At 67.0% G+C, this 19131-nt stretch carries 15 protein-coding genes; 10 read left to right on the top strand and 5 right to left on the bottom strand.

Annotated features, from left to right (window positions below; all coding sequences use genetic code 11):
• Positions 1-159: 159 nt before the first annotated feature.
• Complete coding sequence (locus tag AC3RJ7_RS18680) at positions 160-1485, top strand: flavin monoamine oxidase family protein (protein ID WP_491457367.1); 1326 nt, start codon at positions 160-162, stop codon at positions 1483-1485.
• Positions 1486-1606: 121 nt separating this feature from the next.
• On the opposite strand, the gene aztD is transcribed toward AC3RJ7_RS18680, so the two are convergent.
• From aztD to aztB, 4 genes are all read right to left on the bottom strand, one after another.
• Complete coding sequence (aztD, locus tag AC3RJ7_RS18675; protein ID WP_491457369.1) at positions 1607-2848, bottom strand: zinc metallochaperone AztD; 1242 nt, start codon at positions 2846-2848, stop codon at positions 1607-1609.
• Positions 2849-2875: 27 nt separating this feature from the next.
• Positions 2876-3817: a zinc ABC transporter substrate-binding protein AztC gene (aztC, locus tag AC3RJ7_RS18670; RefSeq protein ID WP_491457366.1), complete on the bottom strand. Its 942-nt coding sequence runs from the start codon at positions 3815-3817 to the stop codon at positions 2876-2878.
• Positions 3814-4875: an ABC transporter gene (locus AC3RJ7_RS18665; RefSeq protein WP_491457365.1), complete on the bottom strand. Its 1062-nt coding sequence runs from the start codon at positions 4873-4875 to the stop codon at positions 3814-3816. Before AC3RJ7_RS18665 ends, aztC begins: the two co-directional genes overlap by 4 nt.
• Before the next feature lie 176 nt (positions 4876-5051).
• Positions 5052-5963: a zinc ABC transporter permease AztB gene (gene aztB / locus AC3RJ7_RS18660; protein WP_491457364.1), complete on the bottom strand. Its 912-nt coding sequence runs from the start codon at positions 5961-5963 to the stop codon at positions 5052-5054.
• Between the two features lie 55 nt (positions 5964-6018).
• Here aztB and aztA point away from each other — a divergent pair, with 55 nt between their 5' ends.
• On the top strand, positions 6019-6675 hold the full coding sequence (gene aztA, locus AC3RJ7_RS18655; RefSeq protein ID WP_491457363.1) for a zinc ABC transporter ATP-binding protein AztA: 657 nt from the start codon (positions 6019-6021) through the stop codon (positions 6673-6675).
• A 44-nt stretch (positions 6676-6719) separates the two neighbouring features.
• Here aztA and AC3RJ7_RS18650 read toward each other — a convergent pair whose 3' ends face one another.
• Positions 6720-7208 carry an Lrp/AsnC family transcriptional regulator gene (locus AC3RJ7_RS18650; RefSeq protein WP_491457362.1) on the bottom strand — a complete coding sequence of 163 codons (489 nt, stop codon included), beginning with the start codon at positions 7206-7208 and terminating at the stop codon, positions 6720-6722.
• Between the two features lie 20 nt (positions 7209-7228).
• Here AC3RJ7_RS18650 and AC3RJ7_RS18645 point away from each other — a divergent pair, with 20 nt between their 5' ends.
• The 8 genes from AC3RJ7_RS18645 (at position 7229) to AC3RJ7_RS18610 (ending at position 19042) form a co-directional block, all read left to right on the top strand.
• Entirely contained in the window at positions 7229-10198 is a 2970-nt protein-coding gene (locus tag AC3RJ7_RS18645) for an aminotransferase (RefSeq protein ID WP_491457361.1), read from the top strand.
• Positions 10199-10206: 8 nt separating this feature from the next.
• The gene (locus tag AC3RJ7_RS18640; protein ID WP_491457360.1) at positions 10207-11823 is read left to right on the top strand and encodes an amidohydrolase; all 1617 of its coding nucleotides are present in this window, start codon (positions 10207-10209) and stop codon (positions 11821-11823) included.
• Entirely contained in the window at positions 11820-13049 is a 1230-nt protein-coding gene (locus tag AC3RJ7_RS18635; protein ID WP_491457359.1) for a flavin monoamine oxidase family protein, read from the top strand. Before AC3RJ7_RS18640 ends, AC3RJ7_RS18635 begins: the two co-directional genes overlap by 4 nt.
• A 254-nt stretch (positions 13050-13303) precedes the next feature.
• Positions 13304-14203: a helix-turn-helix transcriptional regulator gene (locus tag AC3RJ7_RS18630; RefSeq protein ID WP_491457358.1), complete on the top strand. Its 900-nt coding sequence runs from the start codon at positions 13304-13306 to the stop codon at positions 14201-14203.
• Between the two features lie 171 nt (positions 14204-14374).
• Entirely contained in the window at positions 14375-15358 is a 984-nt protein-coding gene (locus AC3RJ7_RS18625) for a sugar ABC transporter substrate-binding protein (protein ID WP_491457357.1), read from the top strand.
• Complete coding sequence (locus AC3RJ7_RS18620; protein WP_491457356.1) at positions 15355-16866, top strand: sugar ABC transporter ATP-binding protein; 1512 nt, start codon at positions 15355-15357, stop codon at positions 16864-16866. The genes AC3RJ7_RS18625 and AC3RJ7_RS18620 overlap by 4 nt, the downstream gene beginning before the upstream one ends.
• Positions 16867-16880: 14 nt before the next feature.
• Positions 16881-17927 (top strand): ABC transporter permease, encoded by a 1047-nt coding sequence (locus AC3RJ7_RS18615; protein WP_491457355.1) that lies wholly within the window; start codon positions 16881-16883, stop codon positions 17925-17927.
• The gene (locus tag AC3RJ7_RS18610) at positions 17924-19042 is read left to right on the top strand and encodes a class II histone deacetylase (protein WP_491457354.1); all 1119 of its coding nucleotides are present in this window, start codon (positions 17924-17926) and stop codon (positions 19040-19042) included. Before AC3RJ7_RS18615 ends, AC3RJ7_RS18610 begins: the two co-directional genes overlap by 4 nt.
• The last annotated feature ends 89 nt before the right edge of the window (positions 19043-19131 follow it).

The raw sequence follows: 19131 nt of genomic DNA, 5'->3' as shown, positions 1-19131 counted from the left end.
TGGGCGATGTTCCCGGGGTCCCGCGACTACTTCCAGAAGCGCTCGCTCAACCGCGACACCGAGGTGCTCGCGCCCGAATGATCGGCCGGGATGCCTCGGGCGCTCCGGAATCGCGCATGAGGCCGACAACGACGCAGAGAACCGAAAGGAAGCACGAAGATGAATGAGCTGGACACCATCGTGGTCGGCGCTGGGGTTGCGGGACTGACGGCAGCGCGGCTCCTGGGGCGGGCGGGGCGACGAGTGGTCATACTGGAAGCGCGCGATCGAATCGGCGGCCGAGTTTACACGGAACGCGTCGACGGGCATGTGACCGACCGGGGCGCCTCTTGGATCCATGGCATTACCGGAAGTCCCGTTGCTGCAGCCGCCGAGGCGATCGGGATGCGGACGATGGAGTACACCGTTGGGGGATACCAGCCCGACAGCCGGCCCATCGCGTACTACGGACCGGACGGACAGCCGCTCGCCGACGAGGAGGTCAGGCAGTTCGTCGAGGATATCGCTGCAGTCGACGCGACCCTCGTCGACGCGATCGCGAACGCAGCCGCAGATTCGTCGTTCAGTGATGTGACGGAGGTGGCGCTCGCCCAGCAGGGCTGGGATGAGTTGCGCACGCAACGTGTTCGCGAATATATCGATCACCGCCCGGAGGAACAGTACGGCGCGCGCACGGATGATCTGGCCGCGCACGGACTCGATGACGACGCGATCGACGGAATCGAAGTCGTGTTCCCCGACGGCTACGACCAGCTGCCGATGCACTTGGCACAGGGGCTCGACATCCGACTCGAACACGTCGTTTCCCATGTGCAATGGTCGGATAGCGGTGTGAAGGTCACGACGTCGAACGGCACGTTCACGGCCGACTCGGTCGTCGTGACGGTGCCGGTCGGTGTTCTGCAGTCGGACGATTTCGTCATCGAGCCGCCGCTTCCCGTGCCCATCGCTGCTGCTCTCGGTCGCCTCAAGATGAATGCGTTCGAGAAGCTGTTCCTGCGCTTCTCGACCAAGTTTTGGGACGACGGGGTCTATGCCGTCCGCCAGCAGGGTCCCGAAGGCGCCTGGTGGCATTCCTGGTACGACCTCACGCCACTGCACGGCACGCCGACCCTTCTCGTCTTCCCTGCCGGGCCCGCGGCCATCGAGACGCGGACGTGGCCCGACGATCAGGTCGTCGAGTCGGTACTCGACCAGCTACGACGGCTGTACGGCGACCGCGTCGTACAGCCCGAGCACGTGGTGAGGACGGCGTGGCAAGACGATCCGTTCGCGCGGGGGTCATATGCCTACATGACCGTCGGTTCCACCACCGCGGATCACGACGATCTCGCCACACCGGTCGGCGGGGTGCTGCACCTGGCGGGGGAGGCGACCTGGACGGACGATCCGGCCACGGTCGCCGCCGCCCTGTTCTCCGGCCACCGCGCGGCGTCGAATGTCCTCCGGCAGGAGATCCCCATCGAGGTGGCCTGGATGGATTGACCCGAAGCTCCCGGCACAGAGCGGGGCCGCGATCGGAAGAGGATCGCGGCCCCGGTGGGCCGTAGCGCGAAAGGGACGTTCGCGAGGTCCAACTGGGCGTCATGGGTCGAGCGGGTGCAACCTACTCCATGCTGCCGGTCGCGAGAGCGATCTCGTTCGGCGTGACGTCGAGTTCAGCACTCGTCAGGATCGCGCCACTCGTGAGGTCGACCGTGTGGATGCTGTTCGTCGCGGGCTCCGTGACATAGGCAATATCGCCGCGGACTGCGATCGCCGGGTGCGCTTCCTGCCACTCGGCCGGGCTCTTCCACGGCGCGATCACCGGCCACGACTCCGTGAACTCGCCGCTCTCGGGGTCGAGCACGTGGATCGCGCCGTCGGCGGAGAGAATGTAGGCCTTCTCCGACGGGCCGCGCGTGATCCCTCGCCAGGTGTACTCGACGCCCTCGGGCAGAGCGACGACCTCGAGTTCGTCGCTCTGAGTGTCGAGGAGCACGACGTGCCGCAGGAGGTATCCCTCCGCGTCGGGGTCGGGCTTGTAGTCACCGACCATGATCGGGCTGGTTTCACTGACGTAGGCGTTGCCGGTTCGGCCGAAGGCGTCTGGGGCCTCGAACTTCGTGATCTCGCCGTCCTCGTAGACGAGCACGCCGTCCTCGCAGCCGAAGACGACGATTTCGCCGGCGAGCGTGCCCTCGCCGTGGACGCCCGGGCACCGGTCGTCGGTCGCGATCTCGTGGCCGTTGTCGTCGAGCACGCGAATTCCGGTCCGCCCATCTGCGTCGCCGACCGTGGTCAGCAGGGTGCCGTCATCGATCACGACCGAGACCCCGTGATGCGCGTCGACACCGGGTACAACGTCAGTTGCAGGCAGTTCACCATCGGCATCGAGGAGGTCGGAGGTCGTGAACACGGTCGTGTCGCTCGTCGCGTCGTCGTACAGTACGGTACGGCCGCCGTGTCGGACGACGTGTCCGGCAGCACCGGCCTGGACCACGAGATCGGTGAGTTCGGGCCTGCCGGCCTGCGGCTCGCCGGTCGCATCCACCCACGTGCCGGCATCGAGCAACTGGAAGCCGGCCGACGTGCTGAGAAAGAGATGCCGCCCATCGCCGGCGGCATTCAGCCGGGTGAAATTCTCCGTCTCGAAGTCGCCGACCACATCGAGCGTGTCGCCGTCGAGCACGGTCACTCTTCCGTCGGAAGTGACTGCGACACGAGTTATGGGTTTCGCCGCTGTTGCGGAGTCGTTGCTCGAGGGTGTGCTTCCGCTCGACGCTCCGCTCGCTGCGCACCCGGTGAGTGTCAGGGCGGCGGCGAGTGGTACGGCGAGCGCAGTGCGCGGAGCGGTGAAGACCTTCATGGTCGTCCTATTCATGGTCTTGGGCCTTCATGACGAGAGCCCGGTGGAGATGCGCTCGGTGTTGACACGCATCAGGTCGAGGTAGGTAGGTGCGTCGCCGTGGGCATCCGTCAGCGACTCGGTTACGAGTTCGACGACCCTGACGTCGTGGTCGACTTCGCCCGCGAGTGCCTGCGCGAGTCGATCGGGCGACGATGACTCGGCGAAGATCGTGTCAACTCCGGCGGCTTCGATCGCAGCCGTGAGCTCGCGCAGGTCGCTTGCGCTCGGCGCTGCGAGGGTCGAGCCGCTCGGGATGACGGCACCGATGACTCGGAAGTCGAATCGGTCGGCGAGGTAGCCGAAGACATGATGGTTGGTCACGATCGCACGCCGGGCGGGCGGGATGGCAGCGAACGCCTCCGTCATGGCGGCGTCGAGCTGACGGAGTTCACCGACATAGGCGTCGGCGCCGGCTGTGACCGCGTCGGCGTCGACACCCGGGATGGCGGCAAGTTCGGGACCCAGCGCGCTGACGACATCGGTCATGCGACCGGGATCGGTCCAGAAGTGGGCATCCTGCTGGCCGGCCGCATCCCCCTCCGCATACTCGAGCACGTCGAGGTGATCGCCTGCGACGAACACGGGCACCCCATCTGCCTGAGCAGCCTCGACGTGCGAAGCGAGCCCTTCTTCCAGCCCGAGGCCGTTGGCGATCAGAAGGTCAGCGTTCCGCAGTCGAGCGGCCGTTCGAGCGGAGATCTCGAACGAGTGCGGATCAGCGCCGGTCGGCATGAGGACGACCACGTCGGCTTCATCGCCCACGATTTCGCCGACGACGTCCCCGAGGATGTTCGTGGTGACGGCGACGAGTGGGCGCTCGGACGCGGTGGGCGTGCAGCCGGCTAACAGCCCTGTCGCGAGGGTGCCGGCCGCCAAGATCGCGGAAGTGCGCCAGCGTGCAGCCGGGCGTCGGATGCCGCGGCTCATCGGCCGGTCTCCGCGATGAAGCGGGGGTCAGTCAGCGTGGTGAAGGTGCGCGAGATGCGGGCACCATCGGCGAAGTCGATCTCGAACAGTCGCATCTCCGTCGGTCCGTTGAGGTAGGCACGCTGCTGGTCGGCGATCAGCGTGATCCCGGGTTGTGCTTCACTCGCGAGTGAATCGGCGACGAGCGGCTCCGTCTCGGCGACTTGCTTGCCGGTTGACCCGGACAGCACCAGCAGGCTTCCGTCGGCACTGAGCGCGAGCACGTGCTCGTCCCCGTCGTCGACCGCGGTGGCGTGAACGATCGGCTCGCCGGTGTCGAGCAGCGTCCATGTTCGGGCCCGGGTGTCGAGGAGCCAGATGCCCGAGTCACCCGCGATTCCGGCTACGGTCGGTCGACCCTTCCTCGCATCGAATCTCGTGGCAGGAGCGGCGGTGCTGCCTGTCGGGTACGGGATGCGTTCAAGGTCGACACCGCCATCGTCGATCGTTGCGAGGATTGCGCTGTCATCGCAGCCGATGACGACGCCCACCACCGTCGTGATCGTCCCAGCGGCATCGGGGCAGGCGACCGTCGCGAGCGGCGAGCCGTCGGCGTCGAGCGCACGCACCAGGGCAGCTGAGCCATCCGGTCCCGGCTCGGTCACGAGCGCTCGCTCGCCGATCGGTACAACAAGACCGTCGTGCGGTGTCACCTGGAATCGCAGTTGTGGTGCGACGGAAGCCCGGCCGAGTGCATCGGCGGACAGCACCATCGCCTCGCCGGACTCCGCGAACAGAATCCCGACGCCGAAATCGTTCGCAGCCACGGACGCACGACCGGCGCCCGCGACGTCGCCGAGCACGGCCGGTTCGGCGCGGTAGTAATGGAAGTGGTCGACATGGCTCCACGCCCACACGCCGCTGTCGACGATGCTCACGGCACCGAATCCTGGCCGGATCGCGTAGAGATACCGCCCTTCGGTCGTCACCGCCTCAACGCCGTGCAGCTCACCCAACGCTTCGACGGACTCGTCAAGCAGATCGAGCATTTGTAATGCTCCCCGCTCGTCGACAGTCACCAGGTGAGGCTGGGGCTCGCTCATCTCGCGGGCTCCGGAGACGGCGCCGTGACCGTTGTCGAGAGGGTTTGCGTCTGGAGGGGAAGATGCGGTCGGCCCGCCGTTAGCGGGGGAGCAGGCGGCCAGCGACATCAGCGTGGCGATGGCAAGAAGGACGGCTGCGGAGTTGCGGTGAATCACTGGCGCCTTTCGGTTCGCGAGGTCGAGTGTTCGTGGGTGGGCCCGGTGGGCGCCTCGCTGTCGCCGGGCGGTGAGGAAGCGTCGAGGCCGGTGATGCGTCTTGCGGCGGCCCTGGTCAAAGCGGATGCCGGTGCTCCGAGCACCGCGATCAGCGCAATCGTGGCGCCTGCGGCCGCATCGGCGTACCACGAGACGAGGAGACCCAGCCCGACGCTCGCGGATCCGATCGCTGCGGCAAGTGCCATGGTCGTCGGGATCCGGCGAGTCCACAGTCCAGCCGCGACAGCTGGGCCGAGCAGCATGCCGAGCACGAGAAGGGAGCCAACCGCTTGATACGCAGCGACCACGGTGAGTGCAATCAGACCGACGAGGATGGACTGCGCGAGTCGCGGTTTCAACGCCAGCAACCTGGCCTGTCTCGGGTCCACGGCCAGCGCCACGAATGCGCGATGGAATACCCACGCCGCGATCGCTGCGATCGACGCGGCCAAGCTTAGCGCGACGAGTTGAGCGCTCTGGATGGCGAGGATGTCTCCGAAGAGAACGGCGGTGACATCGCCGGCGAAGCCGCGTGAGCCCGAGATGATGACGACGCCCAGCGCCAGGCTGGCGACGAACAGGAGGCCGATGCTCGTGTCGGCGGACAGTTTCCAGCGCCGTGACACGATCGCTGTGCCGAGCGACATGACCGCCGCACTCACCGCGGCGCCGAAGAGGGCAGGGGCGCCTGTGAGGGCGGCGATGGCGACTCCGGGCAACACCCCGTGTGCCATGGCTTCCCCCAGGAACGCCATCCCGCGGGCTACCACCCACGTGCCGACGATCGCGGACAGGACTGCCACCAGCACGCCGCCGACCAAGGCTCGCAGCATGAACGTGGACGCGAAGGGATCGATGAGCAAGGTCACGAGCGACGACGCTAGCATTAATTGAGAACGATTATCATTCGCTATAGTTCTGCGCATGGCGCTCCGATATGTACGTGATCATTCGATTGCTCGCCGCCCGCGACCCGTCGTGCGGGCTGTCGGGCTCCACGTGGATGTCGCCGGTCGCGAGGTGCTCACCGGCGTCGATCTCGTCGCTCATGCCGGCGAGGTGGTCGCGGTTGTCGGCGCGAACGGTTCGGGCAAGTCCACCCTGCTCGAGACCCTCGCCGGTCTGGTCGCGCCTCGATACGGAACGGTGGATCTATCTGATCCGAATGTCGGATATGTGGCGCAACAGGCGACTGTTTCGGAGTTGCTGCCGATCACAGTCGTCGAACTCGTCGCGATGGGTCGCTGGCGGCGCGCCGGATTCTGGCGCCCGCTGTCATCCGCGGATCGCGAGATTGTCGAGGAGAGTCTCGAGGCCGTCGGGCTCGCTCAGCTACGGCGCCGGCCACTCGCCGAGCTCTCGGGCGGGCAACGCCAGAGGGCGCTCCTCGGCCAGGGGCTCGCCAGGCGCGCCCCCCTGATGCTGCTGGACGAGCCGATGACAGCACTCGACGTCGACTCGCGCATCGCGATCGAATCGGCGATTATCGCGACGTCCCGCCTTGGCACCGCGATCGTGGTGGCGACCCACGACCTCGAAGAGCTTTCGCGGGTCGACGCCGTTGTCGCGCTGGGGGCCTGATCGCCGGCGATCCTCCGCGTATTCCGCTCAAGCAGGCCGCCGCTTCAGCCGGGCACGACCCCCCACGCGAAGCGGTGCGTGTGTGTCCGGTAGTACGTGAAGGTCTCGACTGCTCGCACGCCGGGGATCGTGCGGACGCGGCGGTTGATGATCTCGTAGAGCTCGTCGGAGCTGCTTGCGATCACTTCGACGAGGAGATCAACCGAACCCGCGGCGAGGATGACGTAGATGACTCCGTTCACACGTCCGATCGCGTCAGCGGCTTCATCGATGTCGCCGTCGACGTTGATGGCGAGCATCGCCATGTTGCGGTAACCGAGGCGGAGCGGATCTGTCACCCCGACGATCTGGAGGATGCCGTCCTCCTGCAATCTGAGGACACGAGCGCGCGCGGCACCGGCAGAGAGTCCTGTCGCGTCGCCGAGTTCGGAGTAGGAGAGACGGCCGTCCTTCTGCAGCAACGTCAATAGCTGCCGATCGATCTCGTCGAGCCCGTCGTCATGAACGCGGGCGCCCCCAGGCTCACCACTCATGTGATCAGTATGACCCAACTTTGCGCTCCAGTGATGAATGTGCAGTACATAAGTTGCTACACTGCAAATTCCGCAGTGAAAGGCAACCAGTACGAATGAAACCAAGGTGGGAGCTTCCGCGGCCCGTGATCGATGCTGAATCAGCGAGCGGCATCGCCGCTGTGACTTTCGGCATCGAAGGGCGCGCGACAGAACTCGGAAGTCAGCAGGACCGGAACTTCCTCATCGACGACGGTCACGGGCGACGCTGGCTGCTCAAGATCAGCAACCCGGCGTTCTCTCCGGCGGAGATCGATGCGCAGAATTCGATCATGAGACGCCTGCACGAGCGCGGGCTCAACGTTCCTCATCCTGCACCCGCAGTGGGAGGAGGCGACATGGCTTCGGTCGATCTTCCTGACGGTCGCCACCTCGTCCGACTGCTGTCGTGGGTTGAGGGCATTCCGTTGATCGAGCGTTCGCACCTGTCGGACGAGGTACTCGAGGGCGTCGGCGACCTCGTCGCCGACGTCAGTGTGGCGCTCGCCGGCTTCTCGCATCCGGGTCTCGACCGAGCCATCCAATGGGATCTTCGTCGCGCCGCCGACGTGATCTTCGAACTGCTGGGATTCGTGCACGATCGAAGCCGCCGCGCGGCGCTGGAGCAGGCGACCGTGCAGTCGCTCCGTGCGGTCAAGCCGGTCGCGAACGAACTTCCGGTCCAGCCCGTGCACGGTGATCTCACCGACGACAACCTCGTGATCGATAGTGAGGGCACGGTGAGCGGCATCATCGACTTCGGTGACGCCGCAGATAGCTGGCGCGTCGCTGAACTCGTCATCGCGTGCAGCTTCGTCCTGCATCACGCACCGAGCCGGCCGCTCGCCATTCTGCCCCTCATCGCGGCTTTCGACCGGAAGGTTCGCCTCACGCACGAGGAGCTCAGCGTGATCTGGCCGCTGCTCGTGCTGCGAGGCGCGACGCTCGTCGTGAGTGGACTGCAGCAGGTCAGCATCGACCCGCAGAACGACTACGCTCGAAGCGCTCTCGAACGCGAGTGGGCCGTGTTCGCGGCTGCCTCTGCTCGGGACGCCGACGCCATGACCGCGGCCATCCGCGCGGCGATTCGCCCCGAGGCGGTTCCGTCGCGCGGGTGGCGCGAGCCCGGGCCATTAGTGGACCGCGTCGACAAGTTCGACGAGGTGGTGTTCGGCTATGACAGTCGAGCTCTCGAGAACGGGGAATGGCTCGGAGACGCCAATTCTGTGGAGGCGGCGCAGCTCAGCAGAGCCGCCGCGCATGGACTCGCCGTCACCCGATTCGCCGAGCCGCGTCTCACGCGTGCTGGTGCCCCGGGCCCCGAGGAGCCGGTCAACGTGCCCCTCTTCATCGACGTCGCCTCGCATGGTTCGATCGAGCTCATCGCGCCGGTCGCAGGGCGGGTCGCTGCCGACGGCTGGGTCATTACGCTCACGGCCGGCGAACATGCACTCGTGATCGAGGGGCAGCCGCGGGCAAGCGCGCATCATGGTGAGATCAGCGCCGGTCGGCGGATCGCCGTCTTCGACGGGCCGGTTCGGCTGTGGTACCTGACGGCGGATCGAACAGAGTCGACTGAGCCGCTTCCACTCTTCGTGCGTCCGAGCGAGGCAGCCGGATGGCTCGCTGAGTTCCTCGACCCGACGCCACTCCTCGTCGGGCGCACCGGGCGCTCCGAGCTCGCAGGGGAGACGGTGCTCGCGCGGCGAACCAAGTCGTACGCGCCGCTTCAAGGGCACTACTACCGTCGACCACCCCGCATCGAGCGCGGATGGCGCGAGTTCATGATCGATGTCGACGGCCGCCACTACCTCGACATGGTCAACAACGTGACCGTCCTCGGCCACGGCCACCCTCGGCTCGCCGATGCCGTCGCCGACCAATGGCGCATGCTCAACACGAACTCGCGATTCAACTACGCCGCGGTCGCCGAATTCAGCGAACGCCTGCTCGAAACAGTCCCGGCTGCGCTTGACACCGTCCTCCTGGTGAACAGCGGCACGGAGGCCGTCGACCTCGCGCTGCGGCTGGCTCGCGCCCACACCGGGCGGGAGGCGGTCGCCTGCGTGAGCGAGTCGTACCACGGGTGGTCGGTCGCGGCCGATGCGGTCTCGACGAGCGTGTCGGACAATCCGCTCGCCGAGCAGACGAGGCCCGCATGGGTCCACGTGCTCGAGGCACCGAATACCTACCGCGGGCGATACCGCGGTGCGGACGCCGGTGATCGATTCGCCCGTGACGCCGTCCACCAGCTCGCCGAATGGGCGGCAGACGGAGCTCCGGTCGGAGCCTTTATCGCCGAGCCGCGTCATGGCAATGCCGGTGCCATCGAGGTGCCGGCCGGCTACCTTCGCCAGGTCTACTCGGCCGTCAGGGCCGGTGGCGGCCTGTGCATCGCCGACGAGGTGCAGGTCGGCTACGGCCGCCAAGGAGACGTGTTCTGGGGTTTCGAGCAGCACCCGGGAGTGGTCCCCGACATCATCACGGTGGCGAAGGCGATGGGCAACGGGCACCCGCTCGGAGCCGTGATCACCCGAGCCGACATCGCGGCATCGCTCGCTGCGCAGGGTACGTTCTTCTCTTCAGCGGGCGGTAGTACTCTCAGCGCGAAGCTCGGCACCACGATCCTCGACATCATCCGCGACGAGCGGCTTCAGGAGAACGCGACCGCGATGGGGCAGCGGCTCCTGGACGGATTCGCCCGGCTCGCCGAGCGCCACCAGATCATCGGCGCAGCTCACGGGCGGGGGCTCTACCTCGGCCTCGAACTCGTGCGAGACCGCGTCACCCTCAAGCCCGCAACTGTCGAAACCCGTGCACTCTGCGATCGACTCCTGCAGCTCGGCGTGATCGTCCAACCCACCGGCGACCGCCAGAACGTGTTGAAGATCAAGCCCCCGCTCTGCATCAGCGCGGCCAGCGTCGACTACTTCCTCGAGGCGCTGGACCGAGCGCTCACCGACGTCATCTAGGAGGAACCATGGATATCATCCTCACGAACGGCATCGTTCACCGGGGTGGGGGGCTGCCCGACACCGACCGGATCTTCGTGCGCGACGGTCGCATCATCGATTGGCCGGCGAAGGTCCCACGTACCGCGCTGACGGTCGATCTCGGCGGCGGGTACCTCGGACCCGCGTTCGCGGACGGTCACGTCCACCCGATGCTCGCCGCCGCCGAACTGCGAGGTCCTCGCATCGGTCCGGCGAACACCGTCGAAGAGATCGGCACCATCGTCGCAGCCTGGGCGAATGACCACCCGGATGCCGAGTGGATCGTCGGAGGGAGCTACGACGCGACCATCGTCGAGGACAGCCGCTTCGACGCACGATGGCTCGACGCGGTCATAGCAGACCGTCCCGTGGTGCTGAGGGCCTGGGACTACCACACCGTCTGGTGCAACTCGCGCGCCTTGGAACTTGCAGGCGTGACCTCGGCGACCCCTGACCCGCCGCTCGGCCGGATCGTACGGCGCGCCGACGGGACGCCGGAGGGAACGCTCCTCGAATCGGCGACGGCACTCGTTCTCGGAGTCGTTCCGGCTCCACCGCTGGCAGACCGGATCGACTCGCTCGTGAGCGCGGTCGAGATGCTGGCAGCGCGGGGGATCACCTGGGCCCAGGAGGCGTGGGCCGACGCTGACGACATCGAGGTGTGGGTCGAAGCGGCGCAATCCGGCCGACTCGTGGTCGACTTCGACATCGCCCTGCGCGCGGATCCTCTGCGCTGGCCGCAGCAGCTGGGAGAGCTCGAGGAGATGCGGGCCAAGATCGCCGAAGCGCCCGGCCTCACCGCCGATACGGTGAAGTTCTTCGTCGACGGCATCATCGAAAATCACACGGCGCACATGCTCGACCCGTATGCGGATGCCTGTGATCACGGGCTTCCGAACTGGACGGCCGAGACGCTCGCTCCCGCCGTCATCGACGTGGACACCCGTGGATTCGATGTTCACCTGCATGCCATCGGCGACGCCGGAGTACGCAGCGCACTCGACTCGATCGAACGACTCGACGCGGTGAGCACTCGCCCGAACCGGCGTGCCACGATCGCCCATGCTCAGGTGATCCACCCGGCCGACCTCGAACGATTCGCCTCGCTCGGGGTGATCGCCTGCTTCCAGCCGCTCGCTGCACGTGCTGACCCCGTGATGACCGACCTGACGATTCCGCGACTCGGACCCGATCGCGAACTGCAGCACCAGATGGGGGCACTTCGAGCAGCCGGCGCGACGATCAGCTTCGGGAGCGACTGGCCGGTCTTCGAGCCCGATGTGATCGCCGGGATGTGGACCGCCATGCATCGGCAGAACCCGGACGGCACCCCCGAGGGTGGGTGGCAGCCGGACGAGCGGCTCACCGTCGAGCAAGCGCTCGAAGCGGCAACGGCGGCGGTGACGCAGAATCGGAGCTCCCTGCGCGTCGGTTCGCTCGCGGTCGGAAGCAGGGCGGACCTCGTCTGGCTGTCGAGCGACCCGCGGTCGTTGACGACGCAGCCCCCAGAATCGATCGACGTGCTCGGCACGTGGCGTCGAGGCCGTCGCACGCACGGTGTGGACGATCCTATTCGGTACGCGGGGCAGGAGCACAGCCAGTGAAGGTCATCGTCATCGGCGCCGGACTGTCGGGGTTGACCGCGGCCTGGGAACTCTCCAAGTCCGGACACGAGGTCACCGTGCTCGAAGCCCGTGACCGCGTCGGGGGCCGCACGTGGTCGCAGAGACTGGAGAACGGCGAAGTGATGGAGCGGGGCGGTGAGTACATCTTCCCCGATGAGCACGCCATCCGCCGCCTGGCCGCTGAACTCGAGTTGCCGATGATGTCCCACGGCGTCCGGTATGCGCGCCGCACCGTGAACGGCCGCATTATCGACGACGTCGAGCTGCGCCGAACGAGTGCACTGGTGCGCGACACACTGCGCACGATGATCGCGGACGGCGCTTCGGGCGTATCGCTCGAACACGCGTACGCGGAAGCCTTGGGCGGTGACTACCGACTCGATCCGGTCTACCGCCGTGTCAGGACCTCGGCCGCGGCCGACCCCGAGCTCGTCAGCGCGGCGGCCGTGCTCTTGCACGAAGCATCCGATGACGACCGTCACATCGAGGACGGGGGTCGCCTCGTCGGCGGCAATCAGGTGCTGACGCTCGAGCTCGCACGCCGATTCGGGCGACGGATCCGCCTGGAGGAGCCCGTCGCGGCGGTCGGTCAGAGCGCGTCCGGCGTGCAGGTGCACCTCGTCGACGGTACCCGGGTCGAAGCCGATGCCGCCGTGATCTCGGTTCCGTTGCCCGTACTCCGGCGAATGCCGCTCGGCTTCGCGCTTCCGGACCCCGAACAGCGGGCGCTCGACCACCGCCTGATGGGTGTCGCCGCGAAGCTCGCCGTTCCGCTCTGCGCGGTCGACAGCGATGTCGCGCTCCAGAACGCCGATCACACCTGGTGGTCGTGGCGGTCACTGTCGACCGATGGGACGTCGCGGATCTCCGCATTGTCGAGCTTCGCAGGCGGGGCGGCGACACTCGAAGAACTGGGCGTCGAGCGCGGCGCCGACGGCTGGCTCGCCGCCATCTGCGAGATGCGACCCGAGCTGCAGGTCACCGGTGAACCGCTGCTCACGACCTGGGCCGACGACCCGTGGGCACAAGGCGCGTACACCGCGCCGAACCTGGACTGGCAGCCCGAAGACGCCGAAGCATTCTCACATGCGATCGGGCGAGTCGCCATTGCCGGTGAACACACCGGCACCGCGCAGTCCCTCTCTGGTGCCGTTGCCTCGGGATACCGGGCGGCCTCCGCCATCGCCGCGCTCCAGAAGGCGTGACGCCGCGCCGGGAACGCAGCGAACCGGACCGATGAGATCGCCCTCAGGCTGCTTGGCGGCCCGGTCCTCCGTACCATGGAAGACATGAACCCTGGCGCCGTCGACGGTGAGGGCGGACGGCGATGTCGGACCACCTGGTAATCAGGGCCGCATCCAAGCGGGCATCGGACGCTGTGATCCCGCTCAGCAGTGCCCAACTGATCCGACGCCACCTCTCGAGTGTCAGGCACGCGCTCCCATACGATGCCGCCCAAGTGCTGGTCTTCGACCGCAGTACCGATCGCCATCGCCAAATGGCGCAGATCGGCTATCCGGCGGAGGTCGCCCGGGTGATGTGCGAGGAGTTCCCGAAACACTGGCCGCTGCCTGCCTGGGCCCCCGTGCTCGACGGTGACGATCTGCCGCCGACGATCAGTGCTGAGCAGGACCACCCCGGAAGCTTCCGCTACTCGACGATCTACCTCGAGTATCTGGCTCCCGCGGGGTTCCGTGACGGGCTCACCCTCGAACTCAACCATCGTGGCCGATACGTGGGGCTCGCCAACTTCTCGTCGATCGAGGCGGCGTTCTATACCCTCGAGCTTCGGCGCCGGAGCCTCGCCTTCGCATCCCTACTCGGGCACGCCATCAGCGCGACGGCCCAGGACCTCGAGGCGATCCCCCTGAGCGCCAGGGCGAGCGTCATCGACCAGCATCGAATGGTCAGCCCCATCGCCGGGCGGGCGCCGAGCAACCTGGTCGTGCGCGACGACTTCTTCGCTGCACTCGCTCCGCTGTTCGACGCGCCGCACGGCGAGGTTGCGTTCCTCTGGGATGTCGATCGGCAGTGGTTCAGGGTCGTCGTGCGTCGCCAGAGCGACGACAGCCTCCCCGATCTGCAGCCCCTCGTGGTGATCGAGGCGCCGATCGAACGGCCGTCGGGACTGACGCCGACGGAGATCCGGGTGTTGACCCGGCTCATCACCTGCTCCTCGAACGAGATGATCGCGAACTCCCTGGGCATCGGCATTCGCACCGTGCACACGCATATCTCGAGCATCCTCGCGAAGCTGAACTGTACGCGAAGGTCCCAGGCCGTCGCCAGCGCCGTTCGCAACGGCCTCTTCCGTCCGGAGGCGGCGCCCGATGCCTCCCTGGGTGATCTCGTCCACTGAGCTCGATCTCGCACTCGAGGGTCCATGAGCGCCGGATGTCTCGGTGCGGTAACGAAGCGGGCGGAGCGATCGGTTTCTCCGCATTCCTACGGAGCACTGGGCAATCGGAACGCCGTACGTTCGCTGCACCAGCGCACAACGCGCCGATCCCCGCAACCTCAGGAGTGCAAAATGCAGACGAACACTCGCAGAGCCGCCGTCGTCCTCGGCTTGGCCGGCGTGCTCGCGCTCACGGCGTGCACCGGCAGCGCCGAGCCCGCCGGCAGCTCGGGCGACACGAGCAAGGGCGCGCTCGCCATGAGCTTCGCCGGACTCGACATTCCGATCTGGGTCGACCAATTGGCGATCATGGAACCGATCATCAACGAGGCCGGGTACGAGTTCCTCAGTGACGATCCGGCGTGGGACATCCAGACCCAGGTGAACGACTGGGAGAACTGGATCCAGCGAGGTGACGTGAAAGCGATCATGGGCTATCCCGTGCAGTCGGACTCCATGGTCGCCGTGTCCGAGAAGGCGCAGGCTGCGGGCATCCCGGTCCTCGGCTACGCCTCGACCTGGGAAGGAACCTCGTACGGCGTACTCCTCAACAACTACGAGGACGGCGTACGCCTCGGCGAGGAAGCCGGCGAATGGATCAAGAAGAACGCCGACGGCAGCGGCGCGCAGCCGGTAGCACTCCTCGGCTATTGGGACACAGATCTCGGCCGGGAGCGCAGCGAAGGCATCGCAGACGGGCTGAAGAACAGCGGCGCGAACGTGAACGTCAACGAGATCTCGGTCATCAACCTCGATGACGGCTATGCCGCGGCGCAGACTCAGCTCGCCGCGGAACCCGATACGAAGATCTGGCTCGGCATGGCGTCTGAACCGCTTCAGGGCGCGTACCAGTACCTCACCGATCAGGGCGTCGCCGAAGACGACCCCACCTACCTTCTCGGTGCGCTCGACGCGACCGACGAAATCCTCGACATCGTGTCGATCGACGACTCGATCTGGCGACTCAGTTACATCCTGCCGGCGAAGCAACTCGCTGAAGCCAACGCCGAACTGCTGATCTCCGCGGCGGAGGGCGACGCGGCTGACGACATCGTCATCGAGTCCACCAAGGTCACCGCCGACAACGCCGCGGACTTCTACGTCGACCGGCAATGAACGACACGACGGACACCCCCATGTCGACGTTCCGCCTCCAGCTCAACGACGTCACCGTCGACTTCGGCGCCACCCGAGCTCTGGCAGACGTCTCCGCGCAGATCGGGCCCGGCGAGATCGTGGGGCTGCTTGGCCACAACGGCGCCGGCAAGTCCACGCTCTTCAACGTGCTGGCGGGAGTGATCAGGGCGAGCGGTGGATCGTTCCTCCTCGATGGCGAGCACGTCCCCGCCGATAGCACGCCCCGCGACGTCGCCGAGCTCGGCATCTCGATCCTGTATCAGGAGCCGGCACTCGCCGCGAACCTCACGGTGTTCGAGAACCTTTGGCTCGCGCAGCCGCCGAAGAAGGAGAAGATCGACCGCCGACGCGTGGCCGAGGAAGCGCTCGGCCGCGTCGGCGCCGAATTCAGTCTCGATCTGCCCGTTGCCAGTCTGACCCTCGGTGAGCGCCAGATGGTCGGGCTCGCCCGCGGCCTGCTGGGCCGGGAGATCCGGGTGCTGCTGCTCGACGAGCCGACCGCAGCGCTCGGACGGCAGGAGACCGACGCTCTGCATCGACTCATCCGGCGCCTCGCCCAGTCAGGCACTACGGTCATCTACGTCTCGCACCGGCTGCCCGACATCCTCTCGGTCTGCGAGAGGATCCTCATCCTCTCCGGCGGTCGTCTCGTCGCCGATGAGCCGGCCGAGTCCTTCACGCCGCAACGGCTGGCGCGCGCACTCGCACCGGGGCTCGTCGTGGCCGAGCGCGAGGAGCCGCGCATCGGCGAGCCCAGCCTCGAGGTGGCCCTCGGTGCTGAGCGCCTCACAGCGCACCGTGGCGAGGTCCTCGGGTTGTTCGGTATGGCCGCCGGGGAACAGTTCGACCTCGTCGAACGGGTTTTCGGGGTCCGTGGGCGAGTGACGTTCACGCTACGAGGGCGGCAGACGAGGATCGCCAATCCGCAACAGGCGATGCGACGCCGCGTGCACCTGGTGCCCGCCGACCGAGAACGCGACGGGCTCATTTCCGGGATGGGAGCCGCGGAGAACGTCTTCCTCCCGTGGCACGGCTTGCTCGGGCGGAGTTGGTGGATCAACCCGCGTTACGGGGCGACGGCGTACGAGACCGCTCGGCACGAACTCGGCATCCTCGGACCCGGGGGAGTGGAGCCCATCGACGAGTTCTCAGGCGGCAACCGCCAGAAGCACCTGCTGGCGCGGTGGATGTCCGTGCGAACGCCCGACGTCCTGCTGCTCGCACAGCCGACACAAGGCGTCGACGTCGGCGCCAAAGCCGACATCGCCCGGGCCGTCAGGAGTCTGGCCGCGACCGGGGCGACCGTGGTGGTCGCTTCCGCCGAGTCGGATGAGATCGCCAGCCTCTGCGATCGCGCCTACGTCCTGCTCGCGGGAGTCGCCCGTGAGGTGCCCCGTGCTCCTGATTTCGACGAGCAGTTGCTCACCACACTGCTCACACTCGCCGCCGACGCGTCGATGCGTCAACCGGAAGGACCGACCCGATGAGACTCTCCTCTTCGATGACCCTCTTCTTCGCCAAGAACGGGATCTTCGCCGCACTGCTGCTCCTGATCGCGCTCTTCGCGATCCTCAATCCGAATTTCTTCACCCTCGGGAACGCGCAGAACGTCCTGCTGCAGTCCGCAGAGCTCGGCATCATCGTGGTCCCGCTCGCATTCCTCGTGATGTCGGGCTCACTCGATCTCTCGGTCGGATCAGTGGCGTCGGCTTCGGCCGTCACTGCCGCCCTCGTGATGGCGTCGACGGGAAACACGATCCTCGGCATCGTCGTCGCGATCGGCCTCGGGGCGTTCGCCGGCGCGGTCAACGGATTCCTGATCGCCTACCTGCGCCTGAATCCGATCGTCATCACCCTCGGCTTCCTGAGCATCTGGGGTGGCTTCGCACAGGTGATCACGGGGGGCAAGACCGTACAGCGATCGAGCCTGCCGGAGGAGTTCCGGGCGATCGGCACGGCGACCATCGGCCCGGTGCCGATCCAGATCGTCCTGCTCGTGCTCACCGTCGCCCTCGGGTGGTATTTCCTGCGCCGTCATCGCCTCGGCAAGGAGGTGCTCGCCATCGGCGGCAACGAGCGCGCCGCTCACCTGATGGGCATCAACGTCGTCCGCCGACGGTTCGAGCTATTCATCGTGTCCGGCGTGGCCGCTGCGATCGCCGGAGTGATGCTCACCGCCAAGGTGCAGTCTGCGAGCCCAGTGATCGGCGCAGGAATGGAGCTCCAGGCGCTCACCGTCGTGCTGCTCGGTGGCGTCGCCTTCGAGGGCGGCATGGGCCGGATCTCGGGCGTGGTGGCCGGCCTGCTGTTCTTCAAGGTGCTGAGCAACGGCCTGGTGTTCCTTCAGGTGTCGCCATTCGTGCAGACGATCTTGGTTGGTGCGACCCTCGTCGTCGCCGTCGCGCTTGACAGCTCGATCCAGCGCATGGTCAAGCGTGCCTGGGCCCAGAGGGGGCGCCGCGCGATCTCGAGACAACCCGACAAGCCAGGCGACGACCAAGTCGACCACCACGAGCTCACATCGAACACGCACGGAGGACGCGCATGACCCGCAACACCGGATACGTCTGGCACGAACGCTACGCCTGGCACGACACAGGGACCTTCGCGGGCATCGTCCCACCCGGCCCGACCGTGCAGCCGTTCCACAACTTCGAATCGCCCGAGTCGAAGGCGCGGCTGAACAGCCTCGTCGAGGTCAGCGGACTCATCGAGCGACTCACTCCTATCCGGCCGCGACCGGCCACGGAGGAGGACGTGCTCCGGGTGCATACCCCGCGTCACCTCGAGCACATCCGGTCGCAGAGCTTGCTGCCGGTCGGCGACGCCGGCGACGGTTGGTCGCCGTTCGGGCGCGGCGGGTACGAGATCGCGCTGCTCGCGGCCGGTGGCACCATTTCGGCGACCGAAGCAGTGCTGAGCGGTTCCGTCGACAACGCGTACGCGCTCGTCCGGCCGCCGGGACATCACGCGGAGCGCGACCTGGGTATGGGCTACTGCCTGTTCGCCAACATCCCGATCGCGATCGAGGTCGCCCGCACCCGGTACGGCGTCGAGCGGGTGGCCGTCGTCGACTACGACGTGCACCACGGCAACGGCACCCAGCACATCTACGAGGACGACCCTGACGTCCTCGCGATCTCGCTCCACCAGGAGTTCCTCTTCCCGCAGAACACCGGCAGCGCGGCCGAGGTGGGGATCGGTCCCGCCGAGGGGACGACCATCAACGTTCCACTCCCTGCCGGCAGCGGTAACGGCGCCTACCTCGCCTCGTTGCAGCGGGTGGTCGTCCCCGCGCTCCGTACGTTCAGACCACAGCTCGTGATGGTCGCGAGCGGGTTCGATGCCTCGGCCGTGGATCCACTCGGCGGGATGACCGTGACGGCGAGCGCCTACCGAACCATTGCCGAGAACCTCGTGGAGGTCGCCGAAGAGGTCTGCAACGGGCGGATCGTTTTCTCGCACGAGGGCGGCTACTCGCCGGTCTACGTTCCCTACTGCGGACTCGCCGTGCTCGAGGCGATGAGCGGTATTGAGACGGGCGTGCTCGACCCGTACGCCTTCTCGTTCGAGAATTCGCCGGCGCACCAGCTCAAGCCATGGCAGGACGACGTCATCGCCGAGGCCGAGGTGCTGGCCCGCAGGCTCGGTCTCGTCGTCTGAAGTCTGAGACTCCCGCCGCAGCCCGGGTCATCGCCTGCTCACGGGCTGCGGCGGGTATTTCCGGGCCTCGCGAGTTCGGCCGGCGGCCG

It is taken from the genome of Agromyces solani (genome assembly GCF_058349925.1).
Note: the sequence above shows the minus strand (reverse complement) of the source record. Positions and strands in the feature narration are given on the sequence as shown.

What these genes read in the sequence shown, in the direction of transcription:
- aztD (WP_491457369.1), bottom strand. Translation starts at nt 2,848, where the DNA reads ATGAAGGTCTTCACCGCTCCGCGCACTGCGCTCGCCGTACCACTCGCC.
- aztC (WP_491457366.1), bottom strand. Translation starts at nt 3,817, where the DNA reads ATGAGCCGCGGCATCCGACGCCCGGCTGCACGCTGGCGCACTTCCGCG.
- AC3RJ7_RS18680 (WP_491457367.1), top strand. Translation starts at nt 160, where the DNA reads ATGAATGAGCTGGACACCATCGTGGTCGGCGCTGGGGTTGCGGGACTG.
- AC3RJ7_RS18625 (WP_491457357.1), top strand. Translation starts at nt 14,375, where the DNA reads ATGCAGACGAACACTCGCAGAGCCGCCGTCGTCCTCGGCTTGGCCGGC.
- AC3RJ7_RS18615 (WP_491457355.1), top strand. Translation starts at nt 16,881, where the DNA reads ATGACCCTCTTCTTCGCCAAGAACGGGATCTTCGCCGCACTGCTGCTC.
- AC3RJ7_RS18620 (WP_491457356.1), top strand. Translation starts at nt 15,355, where the DNA reads ATGAACGACACGACGGACACCCCCATGTCGACGTTCCGCCTCCAGCTC.
- aztA (WP_491457363.1), top strand. Translation starts at nt 6,019, where the DNA reads ATGGCGCTCCGATATGTACGTGATCATTCGATTGCTCGCCGCCCGCGA.
- AC3RJ7_RS18640 (WP_491457360.1), top strand. Translation starts at nt 10,207, where the DNA reads ATGGATATCATCCTCACGAACGGCATCGTTCACCGGGGTGGGGGGCTG.
- AC3RJ7_RS18610 (WP_491457354.1), top strand. Translation starts at nt 17,924, where the DNA reads ATGACCCGCAACACCGGATACGTCTGGCACGAACGCTACGCCTGGCAC.
- AC3RJ7_RS18650 (WP_491457362.1), bottom strand. Translation starts at nt 7,208, where the DNA reads ATGAGTGGTGAGCCTGGGGGCGCCCGCGTTCATGACGACGGGCTCGAC.